20 protein-coding genes are annotated in these 20,311 nt (G+C 60.5%); 19 read left to right on the forward strand and 1 reads right to left on the reverse strand.

Translation table 11 applies throughout. The features are described 5' to 3' along the window. Window positions 1-161: 161 nt before the first annotated feature. From fliL to flhB, 8 genes are all read left to right on the forward strand, one after another. The gene (fliL, locus tag J7E36_RS03975; RefSeq protein ID WP_215000113.1) at window positions 162-665 is read left to right on the forward strand and encodes a flagellar basal body-associated protein FliL; all 504 of its coding nucleotides are present in this window, start codon (window positions 162-164) and stop codon (window positions 663-665) included. 9 nt (window positions 666-674) lie between these two features. Next, the gene (gene fliM, locus J7E36_RS03980) at window positions 675-1,643 is read left to right on the forward strand and encodes a flagellar motor switch protein FliM (protein WP_186637173.1); all 969 of its coding nucleotides are present in this window, start codon (window positions 675-677) and stop codon (window positions 1,641-1,643) included. Between the two features lie 73 nt (window positions 1,644-1,716). Beyond that, window positions 1,717-2,175 carry a flagellar motor switch protein FliN gene (gene fliN / locus J7E36_RS03985; protein ID WP_215000205.1) on the forward strand — a complete coding sequence of 153 codons (459 nt, stop codon included), beginning with the start codon at window positions 1,717-1,719 and terminating at the stop codon, window positions 2,173-2,175. Window positions 2,176-2,202: 27 nt separating this feature from the next. Next, window positions 2,203-2,613 (forward strand): flagellar biosynthetic protein FliO, encoded by a 411-nt coding sequence (gene fliO, locus J7E36_RS03990; RefSeq protein WP_215000207.1) that lies wholly within the window; start codon window positions 2,203-2,205, stop codon window positions 2,611-2,613. Next, window positions 2,613-3,362, forward strand: a complete 750-nt coding sequence (gene fliP, locus J7E36_RS03995; protein ID WP_215000114.1) for a flagellar type III secretion system pore protein FliP — start codon at window positions 2,613-2,615, stop codon at window positions 3,360-3,362. The genes fliO and fliP overlap by 1 nt, the downstream gene beginning before the upstream one ends. 23 nt (window positions 3,363-3,385) lie before the next feature. After that, window positions 3,386-3,655, forward strand: coding sequence for a flagellar biosynthesis protein FliQ (gene fliQ, locus J7E36_RS04000; protein ID WP_003184009.1), 270 nt, complete (start codon window positions 3,386-3,388; stop codon window positions 3,653-3,655). 4 nt (window positions 3,656-3,659) lie between these two features. Continuing rightward, window positions 3,660-4,442, forward strand: a complete 783-nt coding sequence (gene fliR / locus J7E36_RS04005; RefSeq protein WP_215000115.1) for a flagellar biosynthetic protein FliR — start codon at window positions 3,660-3,662, stop codon at window positions 4,440-4,442. Window positions 4,443-4,445: 3 nt separating this feature from the next. Continuing rightward, the gene (flhB, locus tag J7E36_RS04010) at window positions 4,446-5,582 is read left to right on the forward strand and encodes a flagellar biosynthesis protein FlhB (protein ID WP_215000116.1); all 1,137 of its coding nucleotides are present in this window, start codon (window positions 4,446-4,448) and stop codon (window positions 5,580-5,582) included. Here the strand turns inward: flhB and J7E36_RS04015 are convergent. Continuing rightward, window positions 5,579-7,528, reverse strand: a complete 1,950-nt coding sequence (locus J7E36_RS04015; protein WP_215000117.1) for a hypothetical protein — start codon at window positions 7,526-7,528, stop codon at window positions 5,579-5,581. The genes flhB and J7E36_RS04015 overlap by 4 nt on opposite strands. A gap of 270 nt (window positions 7,529-7,798) precedes the next feature. On the opposite strand from J7E36_RS04015, the gene flhA reads away from it, so the two are divergent. The 11 genes from flhA to J7E36_RS04070 all read left to right on the forward strand — a co-directional run bounded on the left by flhA (window position 7,799) and on the right by J7E36_RS04070 (window position 20,259). Beyond that, window positions 7,799-9,928 (forward strand): flagellar biosynthesis protein FlhA, encoded by a 2,130-nt coding sequence (gene flhA / locus J7E36_RS04020; RefSeq protein WP_215000118.1) that lies wholly within the window; start codon window positions 7,799-7,801, stop codon window positions 9,926-9,928. An 11-nt stretch (window positions 9,929-9,939) separates the two neighbouring features. Next, the gene (flhF, locus tag J7E36_RS04025; protein WP_215000119.1) at window positions 9,940-11,289 is read left to right on the forward strand and encodes a flagellar biosynthesis protein FlhF; all 1,350 of its coding nucleotides are present in this window, start codon (window positions 9,940-9,942) and stop codon (window positions 11,287-11,289) included. A 114-nt stretch (window positions 11,290-11,403) separates the two neighbouring features. Continuing rightward, window positions 11,404-12,234, forward strand: coding sequence for a flagellar synthesis regulator FleN (gene fleN, locus J7E36_RS04030; protein WP_003184001.1), 831 nt, complete (start codon window positions 11,404-11,406; stop codon window positions 12,232-12,234). After that, window positions 12,231-12,974: an RNA polymerase sigma factor FliA gene (fliA, locus tag J7E36_RS04035; RefSeq protein WP_042729121.1), complete on the forward strand. Its 744-nt coding sequence runs from the start codon at window positions 12,231-12,233 to the stop codon at window positions 12,972-12,974. The genes fleN and fliA overlap by 4 nt, the downstream gene beginning before the upstream one ends. 155 nt (window positions 12,975-13,129) lie before the next feature. Next, window positions 13,130-13,501: a chemotaxis response regulator CheY gene (locus J7E36_RS04040; RefSeq protein WP_003199125.1), complete on the forward strand. Its 372-nt coding sequence runs from the start codon at window positions 13,130-13,132 to the stop codon at window positions 13,499-13,501. Window positions 13,502-13,520: 19 nt separating this feature from the next. Then, window positions 13,521-14,306, forward strand: a complete 786-nt coding sequence (locus J7E36_RS04045; protein ID WP_215000120.1) for a protein phosphatase CheZ — start codon at window positions 13,521-13,523, stop codon at window positions 14,304-14,306. 31 nt (window positions 14,307-14,337) lie between these two features. Continuing rightward, complete coding sequence (locus J7E36_RS04050; RefSeq protein WP_215000121.1) at window positions 14,338-16,596, forward strand: chemotaxis protein CheA; 2,259 nt, start codon at window positions 14,338-14,340, stop codon at window positions 16,594-16,596. A gap of 48 nt (window positions 16,597-16,644) precedes the next feature. Next, a complete protein-coding gene (locus tag J7E36_RS04055) occupies window positions 16,645-17,778 on the forward strand; it encodes a protein-glutamate methylesterase/protein-glutamine glutaminase (RefSeq protein ID WP_215000122.1) in 1,134 nt (377 codons plus the stop codon). Continuing rightward, window positions 17,778-18,518, forward strand: coding sequence for a flagellar motor protein (locus J7E36_RS04060; protein ID WP_215000123.1), 741 nt, complete (start codon window positions 17,778-17,780; stop codon window positions 18,516-18,518). The genes J7E36_RS04055 and J7E36_RS04060 overlap by 1 nt, the downstream gene beginning before the upstream one ends. A 15-nt stretch (window positions 18,519-18,533) precedes the next feature. Further along, on the forward strand, window positions 18,534-19,418 hold the full coding sequence (gene motD, locus J7E36_RS04065) for a flagellar motor protein MotD (RefSeq protein ID WP_215000124.1): 885 nt from the start codon (window positions 18,534-18,536) through the stop codon (window positions 19,416-19,418). 49 nt (window positions 19,419-19,467) lie between these two features. Next, window positions 19,468-20,259 carry a ParA family protein gene (locus J7E36_RS04070; RefSeq protein ID WP_215000125.1) on the forward strand — a complete coding sequence of 264 codons (792 nt, stop codon included), beginning with the start codon at window positions 19,468-19,470 and terminating at the stop codon, window positions 20,257-20,259. The last annotated feature ends 52 nt before the right edge of the window (window positions 20,260-20,311 follow it).

Genomic DNA, 20,311 nt, shown 5'->3' on the forward strand with positions numbered 1-20,311 from the left:
ATTACTGACTCATACACCGCACTCGCGAGCAAGCCCGCTCCCACATTGGCTTTCTGAGTATCTCTAAATGCTGGTGTTCCGCTCCGGACACTTCTGGCATAACACTTGCTCCTGCCTTGCCAAGCAACAGTGAAAACCCCGATTAGTGACGGATTATTGGCATGGCGAAGAGTGAAGCAGCAGCTGTAAAAGACCCTGCAACCAAAGGCAAGCTCAAGATGATCATCCTGATCGTGGTGGGTGTGCTGCTGGCGATCGGCGTGTCTGTGGGGGCTACCTGGTATTTCATGCACAGCGCGCAGAGCAAGCCGGCGGTCGCGGTCGAAGCCGCACCGGTCGGCAAACAGCCGGCCATTTTCGAATCCATGGCGCCCGCTTTCGTGGCCAACTACACCCAGAACGGTCGGCAGCGCTACATGCAGGTCAGCATCACCCTGATGGGCCGCAACCAGGCCGACCTGGAGGCATTGCGAGTGCACATGCCGCTGATCCGCAATAACTTGGTGATGCTGTTCTCTGGACAGAGTTTCGACACCCTTGCTACGCCAATCGGCCAGGAAATGCTCCGTCAGAAAGCCACGGCCAGCGTGCAGGAAGTGGCGCAAAAAGAGCTGGGCAAAGTGGTGATCGAACAGTTGCTCTTCACTAACTTCGTATTGCAGTAGGAACCCGACATGGCCGTGCAGGACCTGTTATCCCAGGACGAGATCGACGCGCTGTTGCATGGCGTCGACGACGGCCTGGTGCAGACCGAAAACGCTGCTGAACCGGGCAGCGTCAAAAGCTACGACCTGACCAGCCAGGACCGCATCGTTCGCGGACGCATGCCGACCCTGGAAATGATCAACGAGCGTTTCGCCCGCTACACCCGCATCAGCATGTTCAACATGCTGCGGCGCTCGGCCGACGTCGCCGTCGGCGGCGTGCAGGTGATGAAGTTTGGTGAATACGTGCATTCGCTGTACGTGCCCACCAGCCTCAACCTGGTAAAGATCAAGCCTTTGCGCGGAACGGCATTGTTCATCCTTGACGCCAAACTGGTGTTCAAGCTGGTGGACAACTTTTTCGGGGGTGATGGTCGTCACGCCAAGATCGAGGGGCGCGAATTCACCCCGACCGAACTGCGGGTCGTGCGCATGGTGCTGGAACAGGCCTTCATCGACTTGAAGGAGGCCTGGCAGGCGATCATGGAGGTGAACTTCGAGTACATCAACTCGGAAGTGAACCCGGCCATGGCCAACATCGTCGGCCCGAGCGAAGCCATCGTGGTCTCGACCTTCCACATCGAACTCGATGGCGGTGGTGGGGACCTGCACGTGACCATGCCGTACTCGATGATCGAGCCGGTGCGCGAAATGCTCGACGCCGGTTTCCAGTCGGACCTCGACGATCAGGACGAACGCTGGATCAACGCGTTGCGCCAGGACGTGCTGGACGTCGACGTGCCGATTGGCGCGACGGTCGCCCGGCGTCAACTGCGCCTGCGGGACATCCTGCACATGCAGCCGGGAGACATCATCCCTGTCGAAATGCCCGAGGAAATGATCATGCGCGCCAATGGCGTACCGGCCTTCAAGGTCAAGATGGGCTCTCACAAAGGCAACCTGGCGTTGCAGGTGATCGAGCCGATCGAACGCCGCTGAGCGGTGTCGAAGCTCCAAAGTCTTTCACTGAATTTTACGTTTTGAACCGATTCAAGCCCGCCGAGGACACATGATGGCTGACGATATGAATACCCAGGATGACCAGGCGCTGGCCGACGAATGGGCTGCGGCCCTGGAAGAGACCGGCGACGCCGGGCAGGCCGACATCGATGCGTTGCTGGCGGCCGATACCGGCGCCCACGCCTCCAATCGCCTGCCGATGGAAGAGTTTGGCAGTGTGCCCAGAAACAATGAGCCAGTGACGCTGGACGGTCCGAACCTGGACGTGATCCTCGACATTCCGGTGTCGATTTCCATGGAAGTCGGCAGTACCGACATCAATATCCGCAACCTGCTGCAACTCAACCAGGGGTCGGTTATCGAACTGGATCGCCTGGCCGGCGAACCGCTGGATGTTCTGGTCAACGGCACGCTGATCGCTCACGGCGAAGTGGTGGTGGTCAACGAAAAGTTCGGCATTCGCCTGACGGACGTGATCAGCCCGAGCGAACGCATCAAGAAGCTGCGCTGAGTGAAAGGTTTATTTGCCGCAGCGCTGATGCTGCCGTTCAGCGTGTGGGCTGCCGAGCCGGTGGCCACTGTTGCCGCCTCGCCGGCTGGAGGCAGCGGCGTGGCCGGGCAACTGGCGCAACTGGTGATTGGCCTGTTGCTGGTGCTGGGCCTGATCTTTTTTCTTGCCTGGCTGTTGCGCCGTGTGCAACAGGCGGGGCCGGCCGGCAAGGCGCAGGTCATCGACATCGTCGGAACTCGTGCGCTAGGCCCGCGGGACCGGCTGGTACTGGTACAGGTCGGCACTGAGCAGATTCTGCTGGGCCTGAGCCCGGGCACCATTACTGCATTGCACGTCCTCAAGGAGCCGGTGCAGGTGCCTTCCACCGAACAGGCCACTCCCGAATTTGCCCAGCGCCTCATGGAGTTGCTGGGGAAAGACCAGAAGGATAAAAAGTAATGCCGTTGCGCATTCTGTTGGCGCTGGCCTTGATGCTGGCTACGCCATGGGCATTTGCCGCCGACCCGCTGTCGATTCCGGCGATTACCTTGGGTACCAATGCCGCCGGGGCCCAGGAGTACTCGGTCAGCCTGCAGATCCTGCTGATCATGACTGCGCTGAGTTTCATCCCGGCGTTCGTCATGCTGATGACCAGCTTCACCCGGATCATCATTGTCTTCTCGATCCTGCGCCAGGCCCTGGGCTTGCAGCAGACACCGTCGAACCAGATTCTCACCGGCATGGCACTGTTCCTGACCATGTTCATCATGGCCCCGGTGTTCGACCGGGTGAACCAGGATGCGCTGCAACCCTACCTGGCGGAAAAACTCACCGCCCAGGATGCGGTCGCCAAGGCCGAAGTGCCGATCAAGGATTTCATGCTGGCCCAGACCCGCAGCAGCGACCTGGAGCTGTTCATGCGCTTGTCCAAGCGCACCGACATCGCCAGTCCCGACCAGGCGCCACTGACCATCCTGGTGCCGGCGTTCGTGACGTCCGAACTGAAAACCGCGTTCCAGATCGGCTTCATGATTTTCATCCCGTTCCTGATCATCGACCTGGTCGTCGCCAGCGTGTTGATGGCGATGGGTATGATGATGCTGTCGCCACTGATCATTTCCCTGCCGTTCAAGATCATGCTGTTCGTCCTGGTGGATGGCTGGGCGTTGATCATTGGCACCCTGGCGGGCAGCTTCGGCGGTGTTTAGACCTTTTCTGCGAGTAGCACACCATGACGCCTGAAGTTGCGGTAGACCTGTTTCGCGAAGCCCTCTGGCTGACCACCATGATGGTCGCCATCCTGGTGATTCCCAGCCTGCTGGTGGGGCTGCTGGTAGCCATGTTCCAGGCGGCGACCCAGATCAACGAACAGACCCTGAGCTTCCTGCCGCGCCTGTTGGTCATGCTGGTGACGTTGATTGTCGCCGGGCCCTGGCTGGTGCAAACCTTCATGGAATACATCCTGCAGTTGTACGGCAGTATTCCGCAGTTGATCGGTTGATCTGATGTCGATGCTCGCACTGACCGACACCCAGATCAGCTCCTGGGTGGCGGCGTTCGTCCTGCCGTTGTTCCGCGTCACCGCCGTGCTGATGAGCATGCCGGTCTTTGGCACGACCCTGGTGCCCCGGCGCGTGCGCCTGTACTTCGCCCTGGCGATCACGGTGGTCATCGCACCCGGGTTGCCACCGATGCCACCTGTCCATGCCCTGGACCTCAGCGCACTGATGCTGGTGGCCGAGCAGATCCTAATCGGCAGCTTGCTGGGGTTCTCGTTGCAACTGTTTTTCCAGGCGTTCGTGGTGGCCGGGCAAATCATTTCGATCCAGATGGGCATGGCCTTCGCGTCCATGGTCGACCCTACCAACGGTGTCAACAGTGCGGTAATCGGGCAGTTCCTGACGATGCTGGTGACCCTGCTGTTCCTGGCCATGAATGGCCACCTGGTGGTGTTCGAGGTGCTGACCGAAAGCTTTACCACCATGCCGGTGGGCAGCGCCTTGCTGGTCAATCATTTCTGGGAGATCGCCGGCAAGCTTGGTTGGGTCCTGGGAGCGGCGATGGTGCTGGTATTGCCGGCGATCACCGCGCTGCTGGTGGTCAACATCGCTTTTGGCGTGATGACCCGGGCGGCGCCGCAACTGAATATCTTCTCCATTGGCTTCCCGTTGACCCTGGTCCTGGGCATGGTGATCTTCTGGATCACCATAGGCGACATCCTCAACCAGTATCAGCCCCTGGCCACCGAGGCCTTGCAGCTGCTACGCGACATGGCACAGGCGCGTTGAACCATGGCCGAGAGCGAAAGTGGTCAGGACAAGACAGAAGACCCCACGGACAAACGCAAGCGCGAGTCCCGGGAAAAGGGCGAGATCGCACGCTCCAAGGAACTCAACACCCTGGCGGTGATGTTGGCCGGTGCAGGCAGTCTGCTGATCTATGGAGGAGGGCTGGCGCATGATCTGCTGGAAATCATGCGCCTGAATTTCTCCCTGCCTCGTGAGGTGCTGCTCAGTCCGGGCGCCATGGTCCAGTACCTGTTGCAATCAGGGAAGATTGCGATCATGGCGGTGCAGCCGATCCTGCTTTTTTTATTGCTGGCGGCCATTGTCGGCCCGATTTCCTTGGGGGGGTGGCTGTTTTCAGGTCAGACCATGGCCCCCAAGTTCAGCCGAATGAACCCGGCCGCGGGCCTCAAGCGCATGTTCTCCACCACCGCGCTAATGGAGTTGCTCAAGGCCCTTGGAAAATTCTTTCTCGTTCTCTTTGTCGCGTTGACGGTGTTGCACTCAGACATCGATGACTTGCTGCGCATCGCCCACGAGCCGCTGGAACAGGCGATTATCCACAGCGTGCAACTGGTGGGATGGAGCACCCTGTGGATGGCCTGCGGCCTGATTCTGATCGCAGCCATCGACGTGCCGATCCAGCTTTATCAGAGCAAACAGAAGCTGATGATGACCAAGCAGGAAGTGCGCGACGAGTACAAGGACCAGGAGGGCAAGCCGGAGGTCAAGCAGCGCATCCGCCAGTTGCAGCGCGAGGTCTCCCAGCGCCGGATGATGGCGGCCATCCCGGACGCCGACGTGGTCATCACCAACCCGACCCACTACGCCGTGGCGCTCAAGTACGACCCCGAAAAAGGCAACGCCCCGGTGCTGCTGGCCAAGGGCAGCGATTTCCTGGCCTTGAAGATCCGCGAGATCGCCGTGGCCAATGAAGTGATGCTGCTCGAATCCCCGGCCTTGGCGCGATCGATTTACTACTCCACCGAGCTGGACCAGGAAATTCCCGGCGGCCTCTACCTGGCCGTGGCCCAGGTGCTGGCTTATGTCTACCAGATCCGCCAGCATCGCGCGGGCAAGGGCAAGCGTCCGGAGCCGCTGAAGGACCTGCCGATTCCGCCGGATTTGCGCCGCGATTCCTAAGGCGCGGGTGGGCTGGGTGGCGTCAGGTCTGGCTCCTCCTGGGCTAACGGAATTCTGCTCCACTTGTTGGTTGAAGCAACATATCGAAAGTGAAGGGTGTCGCCTGTTTTAAGCTGCAGGTCGACCCCTGTTGCCAGGTTGGTACCCTTGACGGTAGCGGTGTAGGTCGCGGTGGAGGTCAGCGTAACCTTGTCATTGTTCCAGGCATTGATGGGAAGTGTGATTTCCCGGACAAAGTCGCCGTTCCTGAAATGCACCTGGGTCTGTTCGGTGCCGGTATCTGCCATCTGGGCGCCTGCTTGGGCGGCACCGTAGGTGTGTATGGCCGCCTTTGCCACCTGCCACGAGCCCTGGTTGAACATGAAAAGGTACTTGTCATCCCGCTGGCAGCGATAGACCCTTTCACCGGATCGACGATGGATATAGCTGTAGTAACCGGCACTTGATGATATTTCGACATAGCTGTAAGCGGGCGCGGACGTCGGCAGGTTGACGTGTTCCGTCCAATTGCCATCCCCTGTCTGATACCTGATGAATTTTTCTTCGGCACTTGGAGTGGGGACTGTATCGCCTGAGGTAGCGGGAGAGTAGACAGTTTCGGGCTGCACTACCCACCTCGATTGGGGAATGTTGTATATAAACAGCACTACATCACCCTGTACCAGGGTGAGGTTGTCGGTTGGAATGTTACTGTTGAATACCTGCAGGGTTATATTCCACTGGGCCTTGTTAATGATAAGCAACGTCCCATTGGGTGTTCCATTCACTGGAAGCCTCATCGTGGCCAGCCAATTACCGTCGTACGCCTCCAAAGCAATTGCCCGGTGTCCATGAGGTATGTAACCGTTGGAAAGATCCTGGGGCGTGAGAGAAAGGGCGCTGTAGTTCCTGCTCCTGAAACTATTGGCATGAATGCAGTTGTCGATATGCCGATGACGCAGCGACCAATCCGTATTGATGATATGGAACTTCATGATTGGTGAATCGGCAGCACCCGCTGCAAACCAGTTCATGACGTCCGGCGACATGTCATCAGGTTGATAAACCTTCGTGTATTTATGCGCCTGGATGGACCGTAATTCATAGTCAGGCTTGACCTCGTTGCCCACCCGATCGATGAAACTCTTCAGTTCGCTGCTGGAGGGCGTGTCCTTGCCGATCCAGCGCTGATTGACCCCTGGCCAGAACAGCGGATCTCGCTGGCTGCTGTTGTAGGCAATCACGACGTTCTTCTGCAAGGCCCACAATTGCCTGAGTACCAGTACGTTCCACTTTGGTTCGATCAGTCTGCTGCCGAGCCAGTTTTTTATGATCGTGGCCAATTCCCGATGCGCCGCGTCGGTAAAATTCTTGAATTGATGGAAGTCGAGAATAACCACTTCTTGGCTGTGGGCGGTGTAGAGGTTGGTAGCGGCTTGAAGGCAGTCGCCTTCGATGGTTCTTTTGGAGTCCAAGCCATGGAATATCGAGAATCTTCTACGGTCTCCCAGGGGGTAACCCCAGGAGAATTGGACTCTCAGGTCAAGCACCCGGATGCCTGTATGTAGTTGACTGTGAGGCGATACGTCTTGGCAGGTATCGTAGCTGTTGGAGTAGGGCGCCTGTTTATCCATCGCCGAGTTGTGGGTGCCTGGCAGGATCATTTCATCAATGCGCAGGCTCCCGGTGGCGCCCGGGTAATAGCCCATCCAGTTGGGTCGGACGTTATTGAACGGCGAGCAGATACCGCCGTTGACGTTGCCGTTCGGGCACCAGCCGGTCCTGGGCGTTGGAAGCGGTTCATCCCCTGGAGCAGGATCACAGCGGGTCGGCAGCTCGGTGTCGGGGTATCCCTCATTGGCATAAGGAGCGAACTGCGGGGGCACATAAGGCTTCAATACACCGTGTTCGTCCAGGTCGTCGGGATGCACGCCCATTTGCTCGGCAAGGGCAGTATTGTCGGTCATGACCAGTCTCCACCATCTGTTGTGGCGGCTTGAGTGGCGCCACAACTGCTTGAACATTCATTCAATACCCCGCGGGGCGTCCCGACCACTCTCAGAACTGTCAGGTTGACATCCCGCTATTTTGGTGGCTGCTGCATTCGCGATTACCTGTTCGGTCCCCGCACTTCGACTCAATTTTCCGTTGCCGGCAAAGTTGGACGGTTTTTTGCAAAAGCAGGTCCAGGACGCTGCCGGCGTCAAAAGTTTGCTTCACAGGAACGGGGAATATTGGTGGATCGCTCTCAGTTACTCAGCACCGCGCGCAGCAACGTCGTAGACCTCAGCCGGGGCAACCTGGGTGTGCCGCTGCTGCTGATGGTCATGCTCGCCATGATGATGCTGCCGGTGCCGCCGTTCCTGCTGGACGTGTTCTTCACGTTCAACATCGCCCTGTCGATCGTGGTACTGCTGGTCTGCGTCTACGCGTTGCGTCCCCTGGATTTCGCCGTCTTTCCGACCATTCTGCTGGTGGCCACGCTGCTGCGCCTGGCGTTGAACGTGGCGTCCACCCGGGTGGTCATGCTCCACGGCCAGGATGGTCACGCGGCCGCCGGCAAGGTGATCCAGGCCTTCGGTGAGGTGGTGATCGGCGGTAACTACGTGGTGGGTATCGTGGTTTTCGCCATCTTGATGATCATCAACTTCGTCGTGGTGACCAAGGGTGCCGGGCGGATTTCCGAGGTGAGCGCGCGTTTCACCCTCGACGCGATGCCCGGCAAGCAAATGGCAATCGACGCCGACCTCAACGCTGGCCTGATCGATCAGAACCAGGCCAAGGTCCGTCGTCTTGAAGTCGCCCAGGAAGCCGAGTTCTACGGTTCCATGGACGGTGCCAGCAAATTCGTTCGCGGTGACGCCATCGCCGGCCTGTTGATCCTGTTCATCAACCTGATCGGCGGCATGGCCGTCGGTATCTTCCAGCACGGCATGAGTTTCGGCGATGCGGGGAAGGTTTACGCTCTTTTGACTATTGGTGACGGTTTGGTGGCGCAGTTGCCATCACTGTTGTTATCCACAGCAGCCGCCATCATGGTGACCCGCGCGTCGGGCTCCGAAGACATGGGTAAGCAGATTGGCCGGCAGATGTTCGCTTCCCCCCGGGCCCTGGCCGTGGCCGCTGGCCTGATGGCCGTAATGGGCTTGGTGCCGGGCATGCCGCATGTGTCTTTCCTGAGTATGGCTGCGTTGGCGGCGGGCGGTGCCTACCTGTTCTGGAAAAAACAGAACACCCAGAAGGTCCAGGCCCTGCAAGAGGTCAAGCGTCAGCAGGAACTGCTGCCATCGCCGGCCCGGGCCCAGGAAACCAAGGAATTGGGCTGGGATGACGTGACACCGATCGACATGATCGGCCTGGAAGTCGGTTATCGCCTGATTCCATTGGTCGATCGCAACCAGGGCGGCCAGTTGCTGGCGCGGATCAAGGGCGTGCGCAAGAAGCTCTCCCAAGACCTCGGCTTCCTGATGCCGACCGTGCACATCCGCGACAACCTCGACCTGGCGCCGAGCGCCTATCGCCTGACGCTGATGGGCGTGATCCTGGCCGAAGCCGAGATTTACCCGGATCGCGAACTGGCGATCAACCCGGGGCAGGTCTACGGCAGCCTAAACGGCATCACCGCCAAGGATCCGGCTTTCGGCCTGGAAGCGGTGTGGATCGAGATCAGCCAGCGTGCGCAGGCCCAGTCCCTGGGCTATACCGTGGTAGATGCCAGCACCGTGGTAGCAACCCACTTGAACCAGATCCTGTACAAGCACTCCAGCGAGCTGATCGGCCACGAAGAAGTCCAGCAATTGCTACAAGTCCTGGCCAAGGGTTCGCCAAAGTTGGCTGAAGAACTGGTGCCGGGGGTTGTTTCGCTGTCGCAGCTGCTCAAGATTCTGCAGGCGCTGTTGGCCGAACAAGTGCCGGTGCGCGACATCCGCAGTATTGCCGAAGCCATCGCCAACAACGCTTCCAAGAGTCAAGATACCGCCGCGATGGTGGCAGCGGTGCGGGTCGGCGTATCCCGCGCAATCGTCCAAAGCATTGTAGGCACTGAGTCCGAGCTGCCTGTGATCACGTTGGAGCCAAGGTTGGAACAGATATTGCTCAATAGTCTGCAGAAGGCAGGACAAGGCTCGGAAGAGGGTGTTCTGCTGGAGCCAAGCATGGCCGAAAAGCTGCAGCGTTCGCTGATCGACGCAGCCCAACGGCAAGAGATGCAAGGCCAGCCAGTGATCCTGCTGGTGGCCGGTCCGATTCGCGCGATGCTCTCGCGATTCGGACGCCTCGCGGTCCCGGGGCTGCACGTGCTGGCGTACCAGGAAATACCGGACAACAAGCAAGTGACCATCGTTGCGACAGTAGGGCCCAACGGCTGAGGTAGTGGTTTATGCAAGTGAAGCGTTTTTTCGCCGCCGATATGCGTCAGGCCATGAAGCTGGTTCGTGACGAGCTGGGCGCCGAGGCAGCCATCATCGGTAATCGCCGGATCGCCGGCGGTGTCGAGCTGACAGCAGCCCTGGATTACAAATTGTCGGCGCTGGCCCCACGTGTTCCGAACATGGAACTCGAGGACGAGCTGCGCAAGACCCAATCGCGTATCGCCAGTGCCCAGGCCGAATTGAGCCTGCGCACCAGTGAGGGCGAGGCCGCTCCCGGAACCAATCGTCAATTGTTCGCCGGTCAGCCACTGACCGCCGGCCTGCCGTTGACCGCTGCCGAACCGCTGATCGAGCCAACGCTGGCCGAGCCGCGTCGTCCGGCACCGGCGCCGGCCGCGCCAGCCCGTGGCGTCGATCCGCGTGCCCTGGACTCGATGCGTTTCGAGCTCAACAGCCTGCGTGAATTGATGGAGGTCCAGCTCGGCTCCCTGGCCTGGAACCAGCTGCAAGGCAGCCGTCCGGCCCAGGCCAACCTGTGGCGTCGCCTGCAACGTATCGGCTTGTCCGGTCCGTTGTCCCGCGACCTGCTGGCACTGATCAATGGTATTGAAGAGCCTCGCCAGGCCTGGCGCATGTTGCTGGCGCACCTGGCGCGGATGATCGCCACGCCGGAAGTCGAGCCGTTGGAAGAGGGTGGAGTGATTGCCATGGTCGGTCCTGCCGGCATGGGCAAGACCACCACCCTGGCCAAGCTCGCCGCCCGCTATGTACTCAAGTACGGTGCCCAGAGCATCGCCCTGGTGAGCATGGACAGTTTCCGCATTGGTGCCCAGGAGCAACTCAAGACCCTTGGCCGCATCCTCAATGTGTCGGTGACCCACGTAGACCCTGGCCAGTCCCTGGCCCAGGCGCTGGAGCCCCTGCTGCGCAAGCGCGTCGTGCTGATCGATACCGCCGGCCTGCAAGCCAGCGATCCGGCCCTGCGCTTGCAGCTCGAAAGCCTGGCCGGGCGTGGTATCAAGTCAAAAAATTATCTGGTGTTGGCAACCACCAGCCAGAAGCAGGTTCTAACCGCCGCATACCACAGCTACAAGCGCTGCGGGCTGAGCGGCTGCATCCTGACTAAGCTGGACGAAACGGCAAGCCTGGGCGAGGTGTTGAGCCTGGCAATCAGTCATGAGCTGCCGGTGGCCTACCTGACCGACGGGCCGCGGATCCCGGATGACTTGCATCTGCCGCGCCGTCACCAACTGGTCAGCCGTGCCGTGAGTGTGCAAATGCAGGAAGAACCCAGCGAGGAAGCCATGGCTGACATGTTCGCTGATATCTACCACAGCCCATCCAAACAGGTCGGCTGAGGTTATCATGAGTATTTTTTCTACCTACATCGATGGTCTGCCATGCATTGTTCCGTGTGAACGCGCAGCCAGTAATGTGGCCTCCGTCTAAGTAAGACAAGGTAAAGAACGAACATGGGCAGCATGCATCCCGTACAGGTGATCGCGGTGACCGGCGGCAAAGGTGGCGTCGGGAAGACTAACGTGTCAGTGAACTTGTCCCTGGCGCTGGCAGAGCTTGGCCGTCGGGTCATGTTGCTGGACGCCGACCTGGGCCTGGCGAACGTTGACGTGCTGCTGGGGCTCACCCCCAAGCGGACGCTGGCGGACGTGATCGAGGGCCGTTGCGAACTGCGCGACGTGCTGTTGCAGGGGCCTGGCGGGATTCGCATCGTGCCGGCCGCTTCCGGTACCCAGAGCATGGTGCACCTGACCCCGGCCCAGCACGCGGGCCTGATCCAGGCCTTCAGCGACATCGGCGACAACCTCGATGTGCTGGTGATCGACACGGCGGCCGGCATCGGCGACTCGGTCGTCAGCTTCGTCCGCGCGGCCCAGGAAGTGTTGCTGGTGGTCTGCGATGAACCGACGTCCATCACCGATGCCTACGCCCTGATCAAGCTGCTGAACCGCGACTACGGCATGAACCGCTTCCGCGTCCTGGCCAACATGGCCCAGAGCCCCCAGGAGGGTCGCAACCTGTTCGCCAAATTGACAAAAGTCACGGATCGCTTCCTTGACGTCGCCCTGCAATATGTTGGCGCGGTGCCCTACGACGAAAGCGTGCGCAAGGCCGTCCAGAAGCAACGTGCCGTCTATGAAGCTTTTCCACGTTCCAAATGCGCGCTGGCGTTCAAGGCAATCGCCCAGAAGGTCGATACCTGGCCACTGCCTGCCAACCCGCGCGGGCATCTGGAGTTTTTCGTCGAGCGTCTCGTGCAACAAACAGCAGGGCCCGTGCTATGACAGCCAGCAGTTACAACCATCTTTATAAAAAATCGGCACGGGACGCCCAATACGAATTGATCGAGCGCTATGCGCCACTGGTCAAGCGTATCGCCTATCACCTGCTGGCGCGGTTGCCGGCCAGTGTCCAGGTCGAGGATCTGATCCAGGCCGGCATGATCGGTTTGCTCGAAGTGTCGAACAAGTACGACGCGAGCAAGGGCGCCAGCTTCGAGACCTATGCCGGCATCCGTATTCGCGGAGCGATGCTCGATGAAGTCCGCAAGGGCGACTGGGCGCCGCGTTCGGTGCATCGCAACACCCGCATGGTCAGTGATGCGATCCGTGCAATTGAAGCTAAAACCGGGCGTGACGCTAAAGATCACGAGGTTGCGGCCGAACTCCAGTTGAGTCTCGATGATTATTACGGGATTTTGAACGATACCTTGGGCAGCCGCCTGTTCAGTTTCGACGACCTGTTGCAGGACGGCGAACACGAAGGGCTGCACGAGGATGGCGCGAGTGCTCACATGGAGCCATCGCGTGACCTGGAAGATGAACGCTTCCAGAGCGCGTTGGCGGAAGCGATTGCCAATTTGCCGGAGCGTGAGCGACTGGTCTTGGCGCTGTACTACGACGAAGAGCTGAACCTCAAGGAAATCGGTGAGGTCCTGGGGGTCAGCGAATCGCGGGTCAGCCAGTTACACAGCCAGTGCGCGGCCCGTTTGCGGGGGCGTTTGGGGGAGTGGCGAGCGCGCTGACAGGCCGCGAGCACTGCAAGCGAGGCTGGCAGGTACTGCACGGTCTCCCTCGTGGTGTTCGAGCTGTTGTCGAGTGTTGTGCCGGATTGATTGAAATGGCGTGTTCAGGTGCTGGACGCGTTTAAGACTGCTTGGAGGTCGAATTGGACAAGAACATGAAAATCCTCATCGTTGATGACTTCTCAACGATGCGGCGGATCATAAAAAACCTGTTGCGTGACCTTGGGTTCACCAACACGGCCGAAGCAGATGACGGGACCACTGCGCTCCCGATGTTGCACAGTGGCAACTTCGATTTTCTGGTCACCGACTGGAACATGCCCGGTATGACCGGTATCGACCTGCTGCGCCAGGTGCGTGCCGATGAAAAACTCAAGCACCTTCCCGTGCTGATGGTCACTGCCGAAGCCAAGCGCGAGCAGATCATCGAAGCGGCCCAGGCCGGTGTAAACGGCTATGTGGTCAAACCCTTCACGGCCCAGGCGTTGAAAGAGAAGATCGAAAAAATCTTCGAACGCATCGGCTAACGCGCCACGGGGGGGAGCTATGGATAACGAATCTTCAATGGGCGATTTCGAATCGACCCTGAAAAAACATGCCCGCGAACTGGTCGACAGCCTTGAAAAAGGCCGCTTTGGCGATGCGGTTCAAATGATCCATGAGCTCAACCAGACCCGTGACCGCGGTCTGTATCAGGAAGTGGGCAAGCTCACGCGTGAATTGCACAGTGCGATTGTCAACTTCCAGATCGACCCGCACATGCCGCAGGCCGAGGAAGTCTCGCAGATCACCGACGCCACCGAGCGCCTGGGCTATGTGGTCAAGCTGACCGAGGCTGCGGCCAACCGCACCATGGACCTGGTGGAAAGCGCTACGCCGCTGGTCAATGGCCTGGGCGAGGAAGCCCAGGCCTTGAGCGCCGACTGGGGCCGGTTCATGCGTCGCGAAGTCGGGGCTGAAGAGTTTCGGGAGCTGGCCCGCCGGGTCGACGGTTTCCTGACGCGCAGCAGCAACGAGAACCGCGCCGTGGCCAGCAACCTCAACGACATTCTGCTGGCCCAGGACTATCAGGACCTGACCGGGCAGGTGATCAAGCGCGTGACCCAACTCGTTACCGAGGTGGAAAGCAATCTGCTCAAACTGGTGCTGATGGCCAGCCAGGTCGACCGCTTTGCCGGCATCGAACACGACCGTGAAGCGATGCTTGCTGAAAAAGATCCACAAAAACATCTCTCTCAGGGTGAAGGTCCGCAGATTCATGCCGATAAAAGAGAAGACGTTGTGTCCGGTCAGGACGATGTGGACGATTTGCTGTCCAGCCTTGGATTCTGAGTTTTAGCCCTGTTTTAGGAGCACCCCATTAATGAGCTTCGGCGCCGATGAAGAGATCCTTCAGGATTTCCTGGTTGAGGCTGGCGAGATTCTCGAGCAACTGTCCGAGCAACTGGTCGAGCTGGAAAGCCGGCCTGATGATGCGGACTTGCTCAATGCAATCTTTCGCGGTTTCCACACTGTAAAAGGAGGCGCCGGCTTCCTCCAGCTCAACGAGCTGGTGGAGTGCTGCCACATTGCCGAAAACGTGTTCGACATCCTGCGCAAGGGTGAACGTCGTGTCGATTCGGAATTGATGGACGTGGTGCTTGAAGCGCTGGATGCGGTCAACAGCATGTTCAGCGAAGTGCGCGAGCGCTCGCCGATTACTGCCGCCACACCCGAGCTGCTCGCCGCGCTGGCGCGCCTGGCAGAGCCGCAGTCGGCTGATGAAGCCGTGCCGGTGGTCGAGGCGGTGGTTGAAGAACCCGTCGCCGAGGAATCAGGCGACATTACCGATAACGAATTCGAACAACTGCTGGACTCGCTGAACGCCGCCAAGGCCCAGGCCGAGGCGCCGGCGGCACCTGCTGTTGCACCGGCCGGCAATGCTGCGGCCAGCGATGAAATCACCGACGCCGAGTTCGAGTCGTTGCTCGATCAGTTGCATGGCAAGGGGCAATTTGCCGTGGATGCGGTCGCTCCAACGGTGGCCCCGGTGGCCCCGGCCGCCCCGAAAGCGGCGGGCGACAACTCCGACATCACCGACGACGAATTCGAAGCCTTGCTCGATCAGTTGCACGGCAAGGGTACCTTTGCCGTTGAGGCGTTGGACTCGGCCATCGCTTCGGCACCGGCGCCCGCCAAACCGGCTGCGGCTGCGGCTGGCAGCGACCTGATCAGCGACCACGAATTCGAATCGCTGCTGGATGAGCTGCACGGCAAGGGCAAGTTCAGTGAGGTCGGCACGGCTTCCGCTGCGCCTGCTGCTGCCGCTACGGCTGCCCCGGCGGCCAAGGCTGCGCCAAGACCCGCTGCCAAGGCACCGGAACCGAAGGCCGAGACACCCAAGCCTGCTGCCGCTGCACCAGCACCGGCTCGTGCCGCGGCTGCGCCGCCACCGGAAAAACCGGCCAGCGAAGCCGAGACCACTGTTCGGGTCGACACCGCACGCCTGGACGAGATCATGAACATGGTCGGCGAGCTGGTGCTGGTGCGTAACCGCCTGGTGCGCCTGGGCCTCAACAGCCAGGACGAGGCCATGTCCAAGGCCGTGTCGAACCTCGACGTGGTCACGGCCGACCTGCAAACCGCGGTCATGAAGACCCGGATGCAACCGATCAAGAAAGTCTTCGGGCGTTTCCCGCGCCTGGTTCGCGACCTGGCTCGCCAGCTCAAGAAAGAAATCAACCTGGAACTGGTGGGTGAAGAGACCGACCTCGACAAGAACCTTGTCGAGGCCCTGGCCGACCCGTTGGTCCACTTGGTGCGCAACGCGGTCGACCATGGCATCGAGTCGCCGGAAGAGCGCGAAGCGTCGGGCAAGGTTCGCAGTGGCAGGGTGATCCTGGCCGCCGAGCAGGAGGGCGACCACATCCTGCTGTCGATCTCCGACGACGGCAAGGGCATGGACCCGAACGTGTTGCGTTCCATCGCGGTGAAACGCGGTGTGATGGACAAGGACGCCGCCGACCGCCTCAGCGACACCGAGTGCTACAACCTGATCTTTGCGCCGGGCTTCTCGACCAAGACCGAGATCTCCGACGTGTCGGGCCGTGGCGTGGGCATGGACGTGGTGAAAACCAAGATTTCCCAGCTCAACGGTTCGATCAACATTTATTCGACCAAGGGCCAGGGCTCGAAGATTGTCATCAAGGTCCCGCTGACCCTGGCGATCATGCCGACCCTGATGGTGATGCTGGGCAACCAGGCCTTTGCCTTCCCACTGGTCAACGTCAACGAGATCTTCCACCTCGACCTGTCGCGCACCAACGTGGTGGACGGCCAGGAAGTGGTGATCGTACGGGACAAGGCACTGCCGCTGTTCTACCTCAAGCGCTGGCTGGTCAGCTCGGCGGCGCATGTGGAGCAGGGCGAAGGCCACGTGGTGATCCTCTCGGTAGGTACCCAGCGGATCGGCTTCGTCGTCGATCAGTTGGTGGGCCAGGAAGAAGTGGTCATCAAGCCATTGGGCAAGATGCTCCAGGGCACCCCGGGCATGTCCGGCGCCACCATCACCGGCGACGGTCGCATCGCATTGATTCTCGATGTGCCAAGCATGCTCAAGCGTTACGCCGCCCGGCGTATTTGATTCTGGAGGAGGGCGGCCCATGGCCGCGCCTCGTCTAACGGAGTGTTTATGGTAGTTAAAGTCCTGGTGGTGGACGATTCGGGGTTTTTCCGCCGTCGCGTCTCGGAAATTCTTTCGGCGGACACGAGTATCCAGGTTGTCGGTACGGCAACCAATGGCAAAGAAGCAATCGATCAGGCGCTGGCCCTCAAGCCCGACGTGATTACCATGGACTACGAGATGCCGATGATGGATGGCATCACGGCCGTGCGCCACATCATGCAGCGCTGCCCGACCCCGGTTTTGATGTTCTCGTCCCTGACCCACGAAGGCGCCCGGGTAACCCTCGACGCGCTGGACGCCGGGGCGGTGGATTTCCTGCCGAAGAATTTCGAAGACATTTCGCGCAATCCCGACAAGGTTCGGCAGTTGCTGTGCGAGAAGGTCCACAGCATTTCCCGCAGTAACCGGCGTGTTGGCGGCTACAGCGCACCGGCGCCCGCAGCGGCTGTAACACCAGGCGCTGCGCCCGCTGCGAAGACCTCCAGTGGCTTCAACCCGGCCCCGGTGCGCAGTGCCCCGGCACCTGCGCCTGCTCGCTCGGCGCCAGCCAGCGCGTCGTCGCCGGCACCCAAGCGCAAGGCCTACAAGCTGGTGGCAATCGGCACGTCCACAGGTGGCCCGGTAGCGCTGCAACGGGTCCTGACCCAGTTGCCGGCCAACTTCCCGGCCCCCATCGTGCTGATCCAGCACATGCCGGCGGCGTTCACCAAAGCGTTCGCCGAGCGCCTCGACAAGCTGTGCAACATCAGCGTCAAGGAAGCCGAGGATGGCGATATCCTGCGTCCGGGCCTGGCATTGCTGGCGCCGGGCGGCAAACAAATGATGGTCGATGGTCGCGGCGCGGTAAAAATCCTGCCAGGGGACGAGCGCTTGAACTACAAGCCGTGCGTGGACATTACCTTCGGTTCTGCGGCCAAGTCCTACGGTGACAAAGTTCTGGCGGTGGTGCTCACCGGCATGGGCGCCGACGGTCGCGAAGGCGCGCGCCTGCTCAAGCAGGGCGGCAGTGCGATCTGGGCCCAGGACGAAGCCAGCTGCGTGATCTACGGCATGCCGATGGCCATCGTCAAAGCCGATCTCGCCGACGCGGTGTATGGGTTGGACGACATCGGCAGGCACCTGATCGAGGCCTGTCTGTAATGGATGTGCTCAGCCTCATCGGCATCGTCATGGCGTTCGTCGCCATCATTGGCGGCAATTATCTGGAAGGCGGGCACCTGGGAGCCTTGGCCAACGGCCCGGCGGCCTTGATCGTGCTCGGTGGCACCGTGGGCGCCGCGTTGCTGCAGTCGCCCATGAGCGCGTTCAAGCGCGCCATGCAGGTGCTGATCTGGATCCTGTTCCCACCACGGGTCGATCTGGCCGGTGGCATCGACCGAGTGGTTAACTGGAGCCTGACCGCGCGCAAGGAAGGTTTGCTCGGACTGGAAGGGGTGGCCGATGCCGAACCCGACAGTTACTCGCGCAAAGGCCTGCAATTGCTGGTGGACGGTGCCGAACCGGAAGCCATTCGCAGCATCCTCGAGGTGGATTTCTACACCCAGGAAAGCCGCGACATCGAGGCGGCCAAGGTGTTCGAAAGCATGGGCGGCTACGCGCCGACCATCGGCATCATCGGCGCGGTAATGGGCCTGATCCACGTGATGGGTAACCTGGCAGATCCGTCGCAACTGGGCAGCGGCATCGCCGTGGCTTTCGTCGCAACGATCTATGGGGTGGCCAGCGCCAACCTGGTGCTGCTGCCGATTGCCGCCAAGCTAAAATCCATCGCCTTGCGCCAATCACGCTATCGCGAAATGTTGCTGGAAGGGATCCTGTCGATCGCCGAAGGTGAAAACCCACGCTCCATTGAGTTGAAGCTCCAGGGCTTCATGGACTGATGGGAGACACGGAATATGGCCCGTCGCAGGCACACTGAAGAACACGTCAACCATGAACGGTGGCTGGTTTCCTATGCCGACTTCATCACGCTGCTGTTCGCCTTTTTCGTGGTCATGTATTCGATCTCGTCGGTCAACGAAGGCAAGTACAAAGTCATTTCCGAGGCGCTGATCGGCGTCTTTACCGACTCCGATCGCGCCCTCAAGCCCATCCCCATCGGCGATGAGCGGCCCAAGAGCACCACACCGGCCCAGCCGTTGGTCAAGGACTCCGAGCAGGTCGATGCCGGTATCGCCGGCGGCAGCGATCCGTTGAAAAGCATTGCCGACGACATCAGCGCCGCGTTCGGTGACCTGATCAAGTCCAACCAGATGACCGTGCGGGGCAATGAGTTGTGGGTCGAGATCGAACTCAACTCCAGCCTGCTGTTCGGCAGCGGCGACGCGATGCCCAGCGACATGGCCTTCAACATCATCGACAAGGTGGCGGCGATCCTGAAGCCGTTCGACAACCCGATCCATGTCGAAGGTTTCACCGACGACCAGCCGATCCGTACGGCGCAGTACCCGACCAACTGGGAACTGTCCTCGGCCCGATCGGCGAGCATTGTCCGGATGCTGGCCATGCAGGGCGTGAACCCCGGGCGCCTGGCCTCGGTGGGCTATGGCGAGTTCCAGCCGGTGGCCAACAACACCACCGCCGAGGGGCGTGCGCGCAACCGTCGTGTGGTGCTGGTGGTGTCGCGTAACCTCGATGTGCGGCGCAGCCTCACCGCTACGGGTACGGCCAACGCAACGCCGGATGCGGCATTGAAGCGCGCTGGCACACAAACTGCACCGGCTCCGGTCAAGTCGCCGGGACAGCGGAGCGCCGTCAATTCTCCGTCACCTGCTTTATAACCGAGCTATTTCTCGGTCGAGCCTGTTTCGGCCGGGAGGAACGATCTGAATGAGAGTCTGGGCAGTCGCCAATCAAAAAGGTGGTGTGGGCAAAACCACATCTTCCATCGCTTTAGCCGGGTTGCTGGCCGAGGCGGGCAAGCGCGTGGTCATCGTCGATCTGGACCCCCACGGCTCGATGACCAGCTATTTTGGCTACGACCCCGATAGCCTGGAGCACAGCAACTTCGACCTGTTCCTGCACAAGGGCACCGTGCCCGAAGGCCTGCCCGGGCAGTTGCTGCTGTCGACCAGCCACGAAGGGATTTCCCTGTTGCCCTCCAGTACTGCCCTGGCGACCCTGGAGCGCCAGTCGCCCGGCCAGAGTGGCCTGGGCCTGGTGATCGCCAAGAGTCTGGCGCAGCTGTGGCAGGATTTCGATTACGCGATCATCGACAGCCCGCCGCTGCTGGGTTTGTTGATGGTCAATGCCCTGGCCGCGAGCCAGCAGTTGGTGATCCCGGTGCAGACCGAGCATTTGGCGGTCAAGGGCCTGGAGCGCATGGTCAATACCCTGGCGATGGTCAACCGTTCACGCAAGCAAACGCTGGCGTTCAACATCGTGCCGACCCTGTTCGACCGCCGGACCCAGGCCTCCCTGGGGACGTTGCGTGTCCTGCGGGACAAGTACCCGGATGACATCTGGCAAGGCTACATCCCTATCGATACGCGCTTGCGGGATGCCAGCCGCGTCGGTGTGACCCCGTCGCAGTTCGATGGCAAGAGTCGTGGCGTGCTGGCCTACCGGGCGTTGCTCAAGCACCTGCTGGCCCAGCAGCTCGTTTCACAGCAGGTGGCTTAAGGTGACGAGCTTTCCCACCCTTGCGTTCGCCTGCGAGCGCTCAAGTCCTACC

Origin of the sequence: Pseudomonas fluorescens (genome assembly GCF_018614775.1) — a bacterium.
Classification (GTDB): domain Bacteria; phylum Pseudomonadota; class Gammaproteobacteria; order Pseudomonadales; family Pseudomonadaceae; genus Aquipseudomonas; species Aquipseudomonas fluorescens_BY.